The sequence below is a fragment of the Lepagella muris genome, assembly GCF_004793975.1.
Taxonomy (GTDB): Bacteria; Bacteroidota; Bacteroidia; order Bacteroidales; family Muribaculaceae; genus Lepagella; species Lepagella muris.
Window position 1 is genome coordinate 190,617 of sequence record NZ_SRYB01000001.1, and the last position, 17,105, is coordinate 207,721.

At 42.6% G+C, this 17,105-nt stretch carries 10 protein-coding genes; 5 read left to right on the plus strand and 5 right to left on the minus strand.

The features are described 5' to 3' along the window. Positions 1 to 184: 184 nt before the first annotated feature. Both E5331_RS01155 and E5331_RS01160 read right to left on the minus strand, forming a co-directional pair. The gene (locus tag E5331_RS01155; protein ID WP_135985135.1) at positions 185 to 514 is read right to left on the minus strand and encodes a DUF3853 family protein; all 330 of its coding nucleotides are present in this window, start codon (positions 512 to 514) and stop codon (positions 185 to 187) included. Positions 515 to 516: 2 nt separating this feature from the next. Beyond that, positions 517 to 792, minus strand: a complete 276-nt coding sequence (locus E5331_RS01160; RefSeq protein WP_135985137.1) for a hypothetical protein — start codon at positions 790 to 792, stop codon at positions 517 to 519. Between the two features lie 109 nt (positions 793 to 901). Here E5331_RS01160 and E5331_RS01165 point away from each other — a divergent pair, with 109 nt between their 5' ends. Then, positions 902 to 1,555: a S24/S26 family peptidase gene (locus E5331_RS01165; protein ID WP_135985138.1), complete on the plus strand. Its 654-nt coding sequence runs from the start codon at positions 902 to 904 to the stop codon at positions 1,553 to 1,555. Between the two features lie 6 nt (positions 1,556 to 1,561). After that, positions 1,562 to 2,959 (plus strand): site-specific integrase, encoded by a 1,398-nt coding sequence (locus E5331_RS01170; RefSeq protein WP_135985140.1) that lies wholly within the window; start codon positions 1,562 to 1,564, stop codon positions 2,957 to 2,959. Here E5331_RS01170 and E5331_RS01175 read toward each other — a convergent pair. The 3 genes from E5331_RS01175 to E5331_RS01185 are packed head-to-tail and all read right to left on the minus strand — an operon-like array spanning position 2,906 to position 10,978. Beyond that, positions 2,906 to 5,242 (minus strand): glycoside hydrolase family 31 protein, encoded by a 2,337-nt coding sequence (locus E5331_RS01175; RefSeq protein WP_136013198.1) that lies wholly within the window; start codon positions 5,240 to 5,242, stop codon positions 2,906 to 2,908. The genes E5331_RS01170 and E5331_RS01175 overlap by 54 nt on opposite strands. Before the next feature lie 47 nt (positions 5,243 to 5,289). Beyond that, entirely contained in the window at positions 5,290 to 6,954 is a 1,665-nt protein-coding gene (locus E5331_RS01180; protein ID WP_135984310.1) for a glycoside hydrolase family 43 protein, read from the minus strand. Then, entirely contained in the window at positions 6,932 to 10,978 is a 4,047-nt protein-coding gene (locus tag E5331_RS01185) for a two-component regulator propeller domain-containing protein (RefSeq protein ID WP_135984312.1), read from the minus strand. Before E5331_RS01185 ends, E5331_RS01180 begins: the two co-directional genes overlap by 23 nt. A 188-nt stretch (positions 10,979 to 11,166) precedes the next feature. On the opposite strand from E5331_RS01185, the gene E5331_RS01190 reads away from it, so the two are divergent. The 3 genes from E5331_RS01190 to E5331_RS01200 are packed head-to-tail and all read left to right on the plus strand — an operon-like array spanning position 11,167 to position 17,036. Then, complete coding sequence (locus E5331_RS01190) at positions 11,167 to 12,921, plus strand: glycoside hydrolase family 97 protein (protein WP_135984314.1); 1,755 nt, start codon at positions 11,167 to 11,169, stop codon at positions 12,919 to 12,921. Between the two features lie 6 nt (positions 12,922 to 12,927). Beyond that, positions 12,928 to 15,372: a glycoside hydrolase family 95 protein gene (locus E5331_RS01195; protein WP_135984316.1), complete on the plus strand. Its 2,445-nt coding sequence runs from the start codon at positions 12,928 to 12,930 to the stop codon at positions 15,370 to 15,372. Between the two features lie 26 nt (positions 15,373 to 15,398). Continuing rightward, positions 15,399 to 17,036: a glycoside hydrolase family 43 protein gene (locus tag E5331_RS01200; RefSeq protein ID WP_135984318.1), complete on the plus strand. Its 1,638-nt coding sequence runs from the start codon at positions 15,399 to 15,401 to the stop codon at positions 17,034 to 17,036. Positions 17,037 to 17,105: the final 69 nt, after the last annotated feature.

The following is a 17,105-nucleotide window of genomic DNA, read 5'->3' on the forward strand; positions in this document are numbered from 1 at the left end:
ACCCGGTGTTTGCAACCACCGGCACATCAGGCCAAATTACCTCCTCTCCGTGTTTCGCTGAATAAGTGACGCGCCTACCAATTTTCGCCATGTCTTCATGTTGCCCGGCTTATTTGGCTTCACCGGGCGTTAGAATGTTTGTGATTTATGACTTTCGCCAAAGGACTGCCTCTCTTGGCTCGCCCTATTTCTTTTTCCTGCGCCTGTTGGATAGCTTGAACTTCTCAAATACCTTATCCACATCTATCAGCATCCATCGCCCATACTGACTTATGCAGTCATCAAGCACTCCGCTTGACTTCATCCGATATACCGTTGATTCCGATGTTCCGAGGATTTTGGCAAGTTCACCGATACTGTTCACATACCATCGCTCAGGACGCTGGGGTGTTTCTTCGCTTTGCTTTTGATTTGTCTTGGCTTGCCAGTCACCCATCATTTCAAATAGTTGCCGTGGTGTAAGCAAATTGATAGGGGTATCAAGCCCGATAACGTATGTTCCTACATTTTCCATAATTATTGAGTACGGGTTACAATGGCGGCGACATTAGACCGCGCATCTATATCATACCCAATAGGACTTTCGCTTCCTTTCTTGAGTTGTGTCACGGTGGCTCTTATGGAGTTTTCAGAATAGTGCCTGTACGGTACTTTTACTGAATCGCCCACATTTAGCTCTAAAAGAGCCACTTGAAGCCGGTCGCCGCGTTTAATTTTTTTTACTTCCATTTGGTTTATATCAAAAATAAGTATTAACTTTGCATTTGAAATATTGATTAAGTATTTAATCATTGCTTTTAGTATGGTTGATTAAGTATTTAATCAGTATTGACGATGCAAAAGTACAACAAAATACTGAATGAAGCAATAGTAAAATCAGTATTTAACAAAAGTTAACATTATGACCGACGGAGAAAAACTTGAAGCAATCCAGCAAATGACCGGATTACAATGGAAAGAACTTGCCGCTAAGGTAGGTCTGGCATCAGGTCAGACCTTTACTGACATACGCAATGGTCGGCACGGCATAAGCATGAAACTTGCCAATAGGATGATTGAGGCTTTTCCTGAAATCCGCAGGGAATGGCTTGTATTTGAAAGTGGCCCGATGACACATAAGGAAGCAGCCGGGATGATTGCCTTATTCAGCTCTACCGAAGAATTGGGTGCAAACCTTAATGATGAGAAAGGCACATCAGAATCTATTAATGTAGGCTCTTGCTTCCCCAAAGCTGAAATCGCAATGAGGAATACAAGCGACAGCATGACGGAGTATCCGATAGGCTGCATACTTGTGATGAAGCGTGTGATGGATAAGAAACTTCTTATGCCCGGCTATAATTATCTTGTAGAAACCAATGAATTTATTACCGTCAAAAGGTTGCAGAAAGGAAAGGATGATGCACACATCGCCCTTTATTCTTCAAACTGTGCTACCTATCCGGATGGCAAGTTGATTTATGAGCCGTTTGAAATCCCTATGGATTCGGTCAAAAGGATGTTTTATATTCTTGGGTACATATATCCGCAGGCAAATGATATAAATAAGGTGTAAGGTCTTATGATAGCAATCAAGCGCAGTATATCGTTTGGCGTAGAAGTAAAGAAAAAGCCGGAAGCCGACAATAGAAAAAATCAGAAGCCGGAGGGTCGCGTCAGGTGCGTAATCGTCTGGCATGGTCAGCGTGTGCGCTTGAGTGTGAACCATAATGTCAATCCCGACAACTGGGAGAAATCTGTGCAAAGATGCAAGGCAAAAACCACACACGGAAAGAATAAAACCCCGGCATCGGTAATAAACAAAGACTTGCAGGAAATGGAGGATTTGATAAACTCCATATTCATGCGCTTTGAAGAAGCGGGCCGCATACCCACAAAAGAAGAGTTCTCGGAAGCATACGACCGTCAGGTTAATCCTGAAAAGTATGTTGAAAAGGATAAGATTGTCAATCCGGCAGATGAACCATTGTTTAAGATATATGACAAATTCATAAAGGATGGAATGACAAGCGGACGATGGAGCGAGGGTACGCTTGTTAAATGCAGGACTATCAGAAAGCACCTTTATAGTATATCCCGCAAATTATCCCTTAATGACATCATCAACGGTGGAATCAACATACTAATCGAACACTTTGCAAAAGTGCCTGATAACTTCAAGCAAAAAGGACTGGCGAATACTACCATTAAGAATGACATTGCTTTTGTAAAGGTGTTCTTTCGTTGGGCGCAGGAGCATGGGTATTGTGACGCATCGCCATTCCTATATCAGAAAGTCAAGTTGAAGACCGCAGAAAAGCCGGTCATCTTTCTTACAAAGGAAGAGCTTATGAAGGTGTATGATTTTGACTTCGGGCATAAGAACTACCTGTCTCAAGTCCGGGATGTGTTCTGCTTCTGCTGCTTCACATCCCTCCGCTATTCCGATGTTTACAATCTTCGTAGGTCAAACATCACGGATAGCGAAATCCACATCACCACCATAAAGACGCATGACACCCTTACCATAGAACTGAATAGGTATTCACGCGCTATACTGGATAAGTATGCCGACATTCCTTTCCCTGATGATAAGGCGTTGCCCGTAATCACCAATCAGAAAATGAATGACTACCTGAAAGAGATGGGTAAGGTGTGCGGCATTGATACGCCAATTACCATTACGCGGTATAAGGGAACACAACGTTATGACAAGACATATAAGAAGTATGAGCTTCTATCCACACACTGCGCCCGTCGAACTTTTGTCTGCAATGCCATAATGTTGGGCATCCCTACAAATATCGTTATGAAATGGACTGGTCATTCAGACTACGCCACGATGAAGCCGTATCTGGATATTGCGGATGAAACAAGACGTTCCGCAATGACAGCGTTTAACCGATTTGAAGATTTTATGTTCCCCTCAGATGACCGGACTAAAAATAATGGTGGGGCAGAAAGTGGGGCAGAAAATTGACATTATATGAAACTGTATGCAAGTAAAAATTATGAACCGAGATAATAATCCCCTGATTTGCTTCGTTGTAATTTTGGGTGCGAGCCTACGAGGAATATGGGGAGAGTACCTTCCTTTCTCGTAGTTGTAGTTGTTGCCTTCATCCTCATAGAGGAGGAACTCGGCATCCTTACCGGGATAAACCACAATTTCGAGATTATCATAATTATTCTCATTGGCATACTGCACGTCGGGACCAAAAGGAATGATGCTACCCTCTCTTACATATATGGGTGAATGAGAAATCGGAGCATCTGCCGCAATGGTCTGACCTCCATCGATTGATTCATTAGTCCAGAAATCATACCATCGTGTTCCGGCGGGGAGATAGACATCATAGGTCTTTGAGGCATTCCAGTTAACTTCTACGAAGTTTCCTGAGCGGTCGATCTCTTCAGGGGTATAGAGCGCATTGCCTACAGGACAAACGAGTACATTACGACCGAACATAAATTCATCGTTTATATCCCACGTTTTTTTATCATCCTTGAAATCCATGAATAGAGCCCTCATGAAAGAATCGTCGTTCTTAGACACCTGCCATGCGTGGCTGTATATGTATGGGAGGAAACGGTAACGGAGCTTGACGGCATCTACGAGAGCGTCATAGATAGGTTCGCCCTCTTTGCCATACAGATATATTTCACGTGGAGCTCCTGTGCCGTGGCTTCTCATCATCGTCATAAACGCGCCAAGTTGCATCCATCTTACATAGAGCTCGCGGAACTGTGGGTTATCCTTTGCCGAGGCCCAGCCATTTGTATTATAGTCGTATGCAAGGAAACCGCTGATATCTGAATGGACATTGGGGTTAGCTGTCAGGGTGAAGTTTAGGCACACGGGAATCTGCTTGCGCATAGCATCCCATGTAGAGGCAACGTCACCGCTCCAGGTGTTGGCACCAGTGCGCTGCTGGCCGGCAAAATATGAGCGTGTAAAGATAAAGGCACGCTTTGTACTATCCACATCGCGTTGGTGATTATATACACCTTCAACGGCGACGAGAGGATAAGCGTTTCTTACTGAACGGAGAGAGCCAAGGGCTGTCGGGACATCAAGGTCTCGGTCCTGCTCGTTGTAAAAGTCAGGGTCGGTCGAATCCATCCACCAGCAATCGATACCCATGCGATGGAGACGTGAAAGGTTTTTCCAATAGATATCACGAGCTTCAGCACTATACGCGTCATAGACTCTTGACCCGCTGGGATAATCGTCGCGAGGAGGCCATCCTGAAAGGCCACTGGGAGGAAATGTTTCAAAGTCGAGCAGATGACCCTTTGCCGCCAATTCGCGATAAGGCTTTGTTCCAACTCCAAACGATTGCCATACTGAAATACTGATGTGAGCGTTCTGATCGTGGACGTGATCAATCATCTTCTGAGGTTCGGGATATCCGTCGGCAAGGAATTCCATTGCATTCCAAAGGAACGGATTTCCCCAGTATTCCCAGTCCTGAACAATGCAGTCGTAAGGAATTTTGAGGTCGCGATATTTGTCGACAACTTCAAGAAGTTCGTATTGCGTCGCATAGCGTTCACGGCTCTGATGAAAACCGTATGTCCATAGCGGAGCCATCGGTACCTTGCCTGACAGATGACGCATGCCGGCTATCACACCGTCGGCGTCTCCACCGTAGATGAAGTAGTAGTCTATGATATCACCTACTTCCGATTCAAGGACGAGTTCGCCGGCCTTGCCATTTTCGGGCACTGAAATAAACGTAGGTGAGTAGTTATCCCAATACACACCGTAGCCTTTGATACTCTGATAGAAGTGAGCGTAATCGTCAATATTCGACTGCTCCATGCGGCGCTGCTCGCCACGCTGATTCAGCTTGCCGTTCTGAAGCATACCGATACCGTAGATTGCCTCGTGGGGTTCAACAGAAAATGTCTGCTTTACTTTGTATGAATTTCGATCTGGACCGGTATGACGTGGAGTGAAAGCATATTCACCCTCGGTCATAAGTAGATTACCTTTTGCATCGGAAAAAGATACTTTTCCGTTTTCAACCGAGACTGTAAGTTGGTCTGTCGTGTATACAGTTTTGCCGTTCTCAGTATTCATTACTACTGCTACATTTTCAGGGGTAGCTGTTACCACAAGAGATACATTCTTGGTAGCATCCTCACCATTATCTCTTGTTACCCGCACTATACCAGGGGTATAGAATTCTATTTTCTGCGCCAATAAGCCTGACGAAGAAAACATGGCAATTGCAGCCATGAAAAATAATTTCTTCATTGTTATAAAAAATGATTGATGTTATTATTATATTGTTCTCGAGAAATCTATTGTTGTGAAGTGGCGTAAACTCCAACCATAGTACCTGTAAAATTACCGGCTGTTTTAGTACTTAAAATATGAGCCGGAAGTTTTAACGGTATTTCGTCATAAGAGTTGTCGCCTACTGAATAGTAGAAAGAATACTCTCCATCGCCATCAGAACTTATTTTAAGTTTCAATGGTTTATCGGATTTGGACAAGACCTTATCCCAATTACGACTGTAACCATTTTTACTTTGAGCCATCAGTTTTACGGTAGCTGAACCTTCGCAATTAGCACTCTTTCCTAACGCGATGAAACAGTCATCATCCTGAAATAAAATCAGGCCTGCAAAATCAGTTGGTGATTTCGGGTTAAAACTTTCAAGAGTTACATTGATGTCAAAAGTATTTTCGGTAACCCAACGCCCTATTGCAGCCGGCGATTTTCTATCGCTTATCAGAACATCCGATGGACTTATTACAAGTTTATTGTCTGTTACAGTGTAAAAAGTTGACTTAGGATTTCGGATGAAAAATACATCATTTACTAAAGAATCACGGCACCATAAACGATTTTCACATTCTTTCTGCGCCTGCCAGACAATTGCCTCGTCAGCCTCGGTTACGACGGGTTGCCCATTCACCCAGCGAACAGGGTGAATAAATGTCTCTCGACCCATAATATCATGTCCATCAGCCGAGTATGGACGGACTCCGAGAAATAAAGCCCACCAATTACCTTCTACGTCTTCTACCAGATCAGCGTGTCCGGCACAGGTCACAGCGTTGTGCCTGTCGGGAGAAAGACTCCGTTGAGTAAGGATTGGATTGATGTTACATGGTATGAACGGTCCCTTAGGATTATCCGATACAAATATCACTTCTCGATGATCGGGTCCGGTACCGCCTTCAGCACACATCAGATAGTACTTCCCATTGATATTGTAGAGATGCGGGCCTTCAATCCATATGGGTTTCTCATTGATATTGACACCACCGTTAACAATTACTTTCGATTCTCCCGTCACACAGTCGTTTTCCCAGTCAAAGTCGTGAATACGAATGGTTCTGTGTCCGCCGTAGAGTTCTTTACCCTCAGGACCATCATTGTTTACAATATAGGCCTTGCCGTCTTTGTCAAAAAGAATACTCGGGTCTATGCCACCTACCTGTGGAAGCCATATAGGGTCACTCCAGATACCTTCTTTAGGATTCTTGGTCTTTACATAGAAATTGCCACCATTACCTACATGAGTAGTAATCATATAGAAAGTTTCGTTCTGCGGATTATAGGAAATATCGGGAGCATATATTCCCGCCGATATATTCAGACTGTCCGGCAGACTTAGTTGAGATGGACGGTTAAGTACATACCCAAGGCGTTCCCAATTTTTAAGGTCGTTGCTATGCCATATAGGAACACCGGGGAAGAAGGCAAATGACGAATTTACCAGATAATAGTCATTCCCGACCCTTATAATTGACGGATCAGGGTAGCAGCCTGGCAAAAGCGGCGTTGCCAGTTTAGATGTATCAGTCTGGATGGATTCAGCAGTGACATGATAATCAAAGTCAGAGAATACAGCCTTGCCAGTCGATGTTGCCGTATTGCATGAGATCGATAAAATGGATATCGCTGAAACGGCAATAGGCCGGAATACCTTTTTAGTTGTCGTTATTAGATTCATTTTGACTTTCTGAATTATTTAGAATATTTACTTGTTCATCGGATAACTCTGTATACTCTGAAGGTGTATAACCATATTGGTTTTTGAAAGCAGTTGAGAATACTCCGGGATTTGAGAAACCTACGGCATAGGCAACCTGTGAAATATTTGTGTCACAGGTCCTCAATAATTTTGCGGCCTGCGCAAGCCGAATGTTACGAACAAACTCAACGGGCGAAATGCCGGTAAGACCCTTAATTCGGCGGTGTAGAGTAACACGACTCATACCTATACTGTCTGCCAGATCTTCAATCTTAAAATCCGAATTCGACATATTCTCGTTGATGACTGCCGTGAGCTTATCCATAAAGATGTCATCATTACTTTTCATCTTTACAGGCTGTATTTTCTCATCGATGTCTTTATCTACCGACAATCTACCTTTAAGTCTTAAACGACCATTTATAAGATTGCCACACAAAAGAAGAAGTTCCTCTAAGTTAAATGGTTTTGAAAGAAAAGCTTCAGCTCCTATATCCCATCCTTTGATACGAGTTTCATATTCTGCCCTGGTAGTAAGCAGTATGATTGGAATAATAGAAGTTCGGGCATTTGACTTAAGACGCTTTAAAAGTTCAAAGCCATCCATGCGGGGCATCATGACATCTGAAACAATCAGGTCTATACCCGAAGTCTGGGCTATGTTGAATGCCTCAATACCATCTTTTGCCGTCAATACTTTATATTCAATAGACATATTGGTTTGCAAGTACATTATTATATCCTCATCGTCATCAACGATAAGCAACCTTGGTTTGCGTTTAATGGCATGACTGTTCGGTTTCACCTCCTGTACAATATTGTCTCTGAATATCACAGGACGTTCATGCAATGTATTGGTCTGAATGGGATTAATAATTTCATTTTCAGACAAGTGTTCTTTTCCACAAGGAACAATAACAATAAAACGGCTGCCGTTCTCTCCTTTTCGATTCTCCGCCGTAAGTCTTCCATGGTGAAGATCTACTAACATTTTGGTGAGATGAAGCCCAATTCCATAACCTGCTGTTTCATTTGAAGCTTGATAAAAGCGCTCGAAAATCTTATTTATTTTCCCTTCCTCTAATCCTATTCCGGAATCCTCTACTATGATTTGGGCTTCTTGTTCATTGGACGTAATCGTGACATTGATACTTCCATTATCGGGCGTGAATTTGAAAGCGTTTGAAATAAGATTGATAATAATTTTATCAAAATTGTGAGGATCAATCCAAAGGAAAAGAGATTCCTGGTCATGTACAAATGTTAGAGTGATATGACGTTCCGATGCCACATACTCAAACTCGTCGACTATATTTTTCACAAGAATAATTATATCAGTCTTGATAAAACCAAGCTTCATCTGTCCTTTCTCGATCTTTCTTATATCAAGAATTTGATTTACAAGATTTTCAATTCTCGAAACACTACGCGACATCGTCATCAGGGCACGTTTTTTCTTTGTGTCGGTTTCTGACTTAATCAATGAAGAAAGAGGACTGACTATAAGAGACAGCGGTGAGCGGAGCTCATGCGCGATATTTATGAACGAGCGGAAACGCTCTTCATGAATTTCTTCTTTTTTCTTTCGGTTGAGTTGCCGTTTGTAAATAAATAACGCAAACGAGACAAAAGCCAGTGCGAGAATTACATACATTAGAATGGCCGAGTTAGACGCATACCAAGGTGGTGCAATTGAAATATTAAACTTCCTGACAGGAGAGTATATGCCATTTTCATTCGCTCTTACTTCTAAGTGATAATTACCCGATGGAAGATAGTTGCACGAAACTTTATTCTCTCCCCGCATAACCGGTTGCCAGCTGTTATTCAGTTCGAGTATTCTAAACTCAAATTGAATGTTCTCCTTATCCTCAAAACCGAAGGTGGAAAATTCCATGGCAAAAGAGTTATGCTCTTGGTCAAGATTAATCCCCGTGCAATCATGCCAATTAGCGTCAGCGACTCGATTGCTGCCAAAGTGGGTATTTGCCGATATTTCCTCATTATTTACATAAAGACGCGTAAGGACCGGACAGCCCGGAACATTGCCTGACGGCATGGTATTTGCCGAAAGATATGTAATGCCACTGAGACCGGCAAAATACATTTTACCGGATTTGGACGCAAGGTATCCTGATTTAATGAATTCTTTATCAACTAAACCATTACCCGAGGTATAGGTTATTACAGATTCCGTGGAAGCGTTTAATCTTCCAAGACCTTTGTAGGTCGAAAACCATACATCACCATTGTCTGCAGCCACAATACCACATATCATACTGTTTTGCAAGCCATCTTTTATATTATAATCCTGCAGTTCACAGGTCATGCCGTTATATCTATACATGCCATTGTTGGAACCAATCCACATTTCCCCATTATCGTCACGGCAAAATGCGTTGACAACATTTGATCTAAGCTTTTCGATACAGTTTAAGTCTATCAGGCGATTATTGTAGGGATCATAGCAGTCAACTCCATCACAATGACCAATCCAGATGAATCCATCGTCATCACAATAAAGAGTTATGATATAGTCGTTGCCAAGTCGTCGGTCTGTTGCAAGCTGTGTCGAGCTGTTTACATAATTTAATTTACCGTTGTCGTCTATCTGTATAAGGCCTTTCCTCAGTGTAGCAATATAAATGCGTCGGTCCTTGCCTACGAGCACCTTGGTAAGATATAACCCATCAGCAATATTGTCATTTTTAATAAGTTCACCGTTTTTATTGAATTTATATAACTCGCCAATAGGGGACACAGCCCAAATTATTCCTTCGTGATCAATCGCAATACTGGAAATGCTTTTACCGGTATTAAACACTCTTATAATTTCCATCTCAGGAGTAAAACAAAATATTTCGCCATCGCTTGTCGAAACCCATATTTCACCACTGCTATCTTCAGTTATACATGTAATTAAATTTGATATAGACTGTGTTATTTCTTTAAAACGAAATTTGAAGGGATTGGAGGTCAAATGCAATATACCTGATTTGTGACTACCCATCCAGATACCATTTTTACTGTCAAAACAAACACTATATACATGGTCTGTTCGGAATGATTCATCATAAAAGAAAAGAGTGGGCTTGGAGTGCTTATCTTTTATCTGGTACAAGCCTCTGTTGCGAGTGACAATATATATTATACCATCCCGAGAAGAAATAATTTCAGTAATATCATTGATATTAGTATCGGATAGATTCACTTCATCAAAACGAGATACATCATCATTCCAAAAATAAACTTTATCAGTTGTAGCATACCATAGATTACCCAGAATGTCAACGGTTGTATTAATTATGAATTCAGATTCCTCTACAAGTACCGCCTTTTTATGGTCTGGAGCAATATAATAGAGTCTGTTGTTGTTCAGTGTTATCCATATACGATGTTTACTATCTTCATCAATGGTGACCATGAAACCCATTTCAAAAAGTTTATTGATATCTTCCAACTTCTCGGCCAGTAAACTCTCTGCGTCAATACGATAAACACCATAACCATTGGTTACAGCCCAGATTTCACCGTTTGACAATTCAGTCATATCCATTACTGACGGTTTTTCAGCGTCAACAAATCTGACATTCTCAAATGAATCGGAGTAAGAAGAGTATCGTTGTAACCCACTGCCGCTACCGATCCACAAATCTTCGTTCTTATCTACATATAGAAACTGCACAATGTTATTTCGAAGAGATGTCGAATCATTTTTATCAAATAAATATGATTTAACATTCCATCCGTCAAACCGGTTAAGACCGTTTTCGGTGGCTACCCAGATGTAACCGTCAGCATCTTGTATCAAGGCATTAATTCTTCCACAGGTCAACTCTGCGTACTCGTAATTACGCAAATGTTGAGCATGACATAAAATGCCAATGAAAAGAGCCATGTATGTGATGAATGTGCGTAACATGTCGATGTAAATTTGTTTTGCAAAATTACAAAAAGAATCACATTTAATGCCTTTCAGGCTGATAATTACACGTGTTTTCATGTAATAAAGTATTCATTAAATGTATCAGCAGGTCAATTTATCATACTAACACATTTTGTAAACACAATGAAACGGGCAGCTGCGGTCGTGATACACCGGCGTAAGCAAACGATACCCTCTGATTCTCTATTTAAGTCAATTGGTCGGTAATTTTGCAGTGATATAAATTTTTAAATCAAACGAATAATATGAACCGATTATCACTTGCAAGTTCGCTGATGATTCTTGGTGGAATAACCGGACTGTTCGCTTCTGCCCAATCTTCTCCAAACGGATTGATACAGGTGAATCTGATAAATGATTCAACTCTGGCTGTTTCAAACGGTATAGGAAATCAAAGAGTTACACTGATGAATATTGAGTGTGGCGAAGTTGCTACTGTAAAAAACAAAGGAAAAAGCAAGGTCAAATACGAAATGGTCACAGGCAAGCGTCACCACTGCTCAAATTCGTATTCGATGGCTGATTACATTCTTGAAAATGGCGATACACTGACTGTAAAAGCTTTCAATGATGGAATAGCGTGGAGTGGTTGTCATGATTATAAAATTAATGTCAAAGATGCATCACACGACTGGTTGATGACCTGGACCGACAGCTATGAGGGATTTTTTCCGAAAGATCGGAATGACATAGCAAAAGATACACGAATCGGTTACCCATCATTATTTGAATTCAATAATGACATGTTCATGTTATTGTCGGAGTCTGGTTTAGATCGTTTCAATGCTGCTTCAAGTATGTATGCTGGAGATAACAGAAATATATTTCATATCTGTCCGGACGGAAGTGAGAACGGAGCATGGCAGGTGGCAATCATTGGACATCTCGCCGACATAGTAGAGTCTACGCTCATCAACGATGCTGCTCTCCCCTCAAGAATTGATGATACTTCATGGATAAAGCCGGGAGTAGCATCGTGGATATACTGGGCAAATAACCATGGCTCTAATGATTACGGCATAATAAAAAGTTATGTTGATATGGCTCGGGAACTTAGATTGCCTTACGTTCTTATAGATGCAGAATGGGACGAAATGAAAGATGGCTATACTGTCCTTGACGCTGTCAATTATGCAAAAAGCAATGGCATTAAACCAATGATATGGTATAATTCTTCCGTCGGATGGATTCATGGAGCGCCCGGTCCGAAATTCAGATTGAACACACCTGAGGATCGTGAACGTGAATTTGCCTGGTGTAAAGAAAACGGAATTGCCGGTGTCAAAATAGACTTTTTCTCGGGTGATACTAATATGAACATCAACTATATGGTTGATTTGCTTGAATGTGCGGCCCGACATAAACTTCTCGTAAATTTCCACGGAGCAACAATCCCCCGTGGATTGCAGCGGACCTACCCCAATCTAATAAGCGTTGAGGCTGTTTATGGTGCTGAATGGTACAACAATGTGCCTACGTTTACCGATATGGCAGCCTCACATAATGCTACCCTGCCATTCACTCGCAATGTAATCGGTTCAATGGATTACACGCCATGCGCATTTACCAACTCTCAGCATCCACATATAACCACCGATGGTCATGAATTGGCTCTGACCGTATTATTCGAGTCAGGAATACAACATCTTGCCGATAGGCCGGAGAGTTTCTTGTCTCAGCCTCAAGAAATTAAAGACTTCTTGTCGGAACTTCCCTCTGCATGGGACAACACCGTTTTGCTCGGAGGATATCCTGCTGATTATATCGTGATTGCACGCCAAAAAGGTAGTGATTGGTATATCGCAGGCATTAACGGCAACGATACTGAAAAAGAAATTGAGATAGACCATTCTCGCTTGAAAATCAACAAAAAAGCCAAAGTGAAGGTCATAAGCGATAATCATGACGAAAAAAGCTGGCTAATTAAGGATGCCGATTCAATCCCAACCAAAATAAAGACAAATCCGCACGGGGGATTTGTGATCCACATTAAAAAATAACGCATTATGATTAGAATACTGATATTATGCTTGGCTGTGGTCTCCAACGTGTATTTGTTAGCCACCCCCCTGTCTCGGCTATGGGAATCAACACCGGCCAAGGAATGGACCGAAGCCTTCCCTGTAGGCAATTCTCGAATGGGTGCCATGATATTTGGAGGCATTGATACAGAAAGATTACAACTTAACGAAGAAACTTTTTGGAGCGGACGGCCTTATAATAACAATAATCCCTCCGGTCGTGAGCATCTCAATGAAATCAGAAACCTGATTTTTCAAGGCAACGTCGGCGATGCCGAAAATCTTATCGCCCAGCACTATATGACATCGCAGCATGGCATGCGCTACCTCACTCTGGGCAGTGCTTGTTTTGATTTCAAATACCCGGCAGGTAATGTCAGTGACTACTCCAGGGAGCTTGACATAGACAATGCTCTATCAAGTGTCAGCTATAATATCGACGATGTAACTTATCACAGGGAAGTCATAGCGCCCATTGGCTCCGATGTGATTATCATGCGCTTAAATGCCGATAAAAAGGGGGCTTTAAACTTCACACTGGGATATGATGCACCTGAAAACAGTGTAATCAAGGTCTCGGGCTACTCTATGACAGTTAAGATTCCCGGCATGGAACACGAAGGGATAGAGCCGGGATTGACAGCCGTCTGCGGTCTTAATCTGATTAGTGACGGCAAAATAAAAGGCAACAAGAATAGCCTGACGGTAAGTAATGCCACTGAAGCAACGGTTTATATCTCAGCCGCTACCAACTTTGTAAACTACCATGACATATCGGGGAATGCTGAAAAGTCAGTAAGCAGAGCGATTAAGCAAGCTAAAAAAATCGGATATGATTATATGAAACAATCTCATCTGGAGAAATATCATAAGCTGTATGACCGCGTTAAACTTAATCTGTCATCATCCCACAACAATGATAAACTTGAAACACACAAGCGCATAGCCTCGTTCAACAATGATTATGACCCTTCGCTTGTGGCACTTCTGTTTCAGTATGGTCGCTATTTGCTCATATCTTCCTCTCAGCCCGGCGGACAACCTGCTAATCTTCAGGGAATATGGAACGACAGTATGTATGCTCCGTGGGACAGCAAATACACAATCAATATAAATGCTGAAATGAACTATTGGCCGGCAGAGGTCACCAATCTGTCGGAGTGTCATGAACCGTTGTTTGACATGATCAAAGACCTGTCAGAGACCGGAGCCGAGACCGCCCGCACGCTGTATGGAGCCGACGGATGGGTCGCCCATCACAACACCGACCTGTGGCGTATATGCGGCCCTGTGGATTTTGCGGCATTTGGCATGTGGCCCAACGGCGGAGCATGGCTTGCCACTCACCTATGGGAGCATTACCGATATACTGGCGATATTAATTTCCTGCGCAAATACTATCCCGTAATAAAAGGTACTGCTGATTTCTATCTCAGTCATTTAACACCACACCCTACAGAAAAGTATCTTGTAACATCTCCGTCTATGTCGCCTGAGCACGGCTATAACGGGTCGTTTATTACTGCGGGCTGTACAATGGATAATCAGTTGGCATTTGACGCGCTAAACAACACGCTTTCAGCCGCAAAGTTGTTGGGCGAACAAGATGATTATTGTGATAGGCTAAAAAGCACCATCAACAGACTCGCTCCCATGCGGGTGGGCCGATACGGGCAGCTCCAGGAATGGATGGAGGATGCCGACGATCCAAAAGACGACCACCGCCATGTGTCACATCTATACGGATTGTATCCCGGTAATCAGATAAGCCCTTATACAACCCCTTTGGCTTTCAAGGGAGCAGAAACATCGCTGAAACAGCGGGGTGACATGGCAACCGGCTGGAGCATAGGGTGGAAACTTAATCTTTGGGCACGACTGCTTGACGGTAATCACGCCGACAGGATTATACGCAATATGATCACCCTTCTTTCTTATGATCCGGAGAAAGGTGGAGACCCTGAAAATGGTCGTCTATATGCAAACATGTTTGACGCACACCCGCCATTTCAGATTGACGGCAATTTCGGATTCACCGCAGGTGTAGCAGAAATGCTTATGCAGAGCCATGACGGTTGTGTTCATCTGTTGCCTGCTCTGCCCGATACTTGGCTGGAGGGTAGCATCAAAGGTCTTAAATCACGAGGAAACTTTGAAATTGACATGAATTGGCAGCAAGGACAGCTTTATGAGGCCACTATCAAATCAAATATAGGAGGAACTATCAGAATACGCTCCTATGTTCCACTTTCTGGCGATGGTCTGAAAGTCGCCAAAGGGAATTGCCCCAACGAGCTTCTTTTTTCTACCCCAATTGAGGATGCAGTTGTGTCGACTGAAACTAAAAACTGCTACCCGGAACTCAAAAGAGTATATGAATATGACCTTCAAACAGTAAAGGGAGAAACATATTTATTAAAACGGCTTTGAAAGTAAACTTCTAAAAAATACATAATATGAATCTACGGAATGTTATAGTCTCGGCATGCATATTGTTTGGGCTCAACGCTATTGCCGATAGCAAGAATCCGGCCGAGACTTATGCGACCTCACCCAATCCTGTGATTTGGGCCGATGTTCCTGACCCTGATGTAATACGGGTTGGTGATGACTTTTATATGGTATCCACCACCATGCATTTGATGCCCGGATGCCCCATCATGCACTCTAAAGATCTTGTCAACTGGGAAATAATCAACTATGTTTTCGATACACTTGAGGACTCGCCACGTTACCATCTCGAAGGCGGTACCGTCTATGGCAAAGGTCAATGGGCTACTTCGCTGAGATATCACGACGGAATGTTTTATGTCCTGTTTTCACCCAATGACGCACCTTTCCAGTCGTATATTTTTGCAGCGAAGAACCCCAGGGATAAGTGGAAACAGGTATGCCGAACCGACCATTTCCATGATTCATCGCTATTTTTCGATGATGATGGCAAGGTTTACGTATTTTATGGTTCCGGTGCTATCAATCTACGGGAATTAAAATCGGATATGACGGGCGTAAAAGAAGACGGACTCGACATGACTGTAATCGTGCCTGACGAAGAAGCAGCAGGACTTCACGAGGGGAGCCGTGCGGTCAAGTATAACGGCAAGTACTATTTAATGATAATCAATTGGCCCGAGGGTCGAAATCGCCGACAATTGTGTTATCGTGCCGACAAAATTACAGGCCCATACGAAAAGCTTGTGGTTCTTGAAGATAACCTTGACGGGTTTCCATATGCAGCACAAGGTACCATTGTGGATGATGTAGACGGAAACTGGTGGGGCTTTATATTTCAGGACCGTGGAGCTGTGGGGCGTGTACCGACCGTTATGCCTTGCCGATGGATTGATGGTTGGCCTATGCTCGGGAATGAAGACGGCAGAATACCAAAGACATTTACTTATATAAATCGTGGAGAAACACCTTCGTGTATCGTATCAAGTGACGATTTCAACTCAGATACAATAGGCTTTAACTGGCAATGGAACCATTGTCCGGACAATGATGCCTGGTCTTTGACCGAACGACCGGGATCCTTAAGGCTTAAAACATCTCGGATAGCCGGGAATATCTATGAGGCTGTGAATACACTTACTCAGCGTATGGAAGGTCCCGAATGCTATGGAACCGTTAAAATGGATCTGTCAAAAATGAAAGACGGTGACGTAGCAGGCCTGGCTGCATTCAACGGACACTCGGCACTGCTGTCGATAAAAAAAATTGGACGAAAGAAATATCTTATCAAACATAATGAAGTTGTCAATTTCAGTGATCCGACTACACTTAATGTACAAGTTGAAGATGAGGAAGAGGAACGAATAGAAATCAAGGGTAACACGATATGTCTTCGCATTGGTGCCGATTTTCGTCTTGGCAAAGACATCGCTACTTGCTTCTATAGTCGCGATGGCAAAACATGGAAAGAAATCGGGAAACCGTTCCAAATGCGATTTGATTACACTCGTCTTTTCATGGGTTCAAGATTTGCGATATTCAACTATGCCACAATTTCCAGTGGGGGATATGTCGATATTGAAAAGTTCGACTATACCAGAATGGAGAATATCGAATCTGATCAACTCGCTAAAACTTTATAATTAGGTAATTCAATATGTGGTTATTTAGATTGTTTTAAGGTAATTTATGCAACTACATTGCTGCTCCGG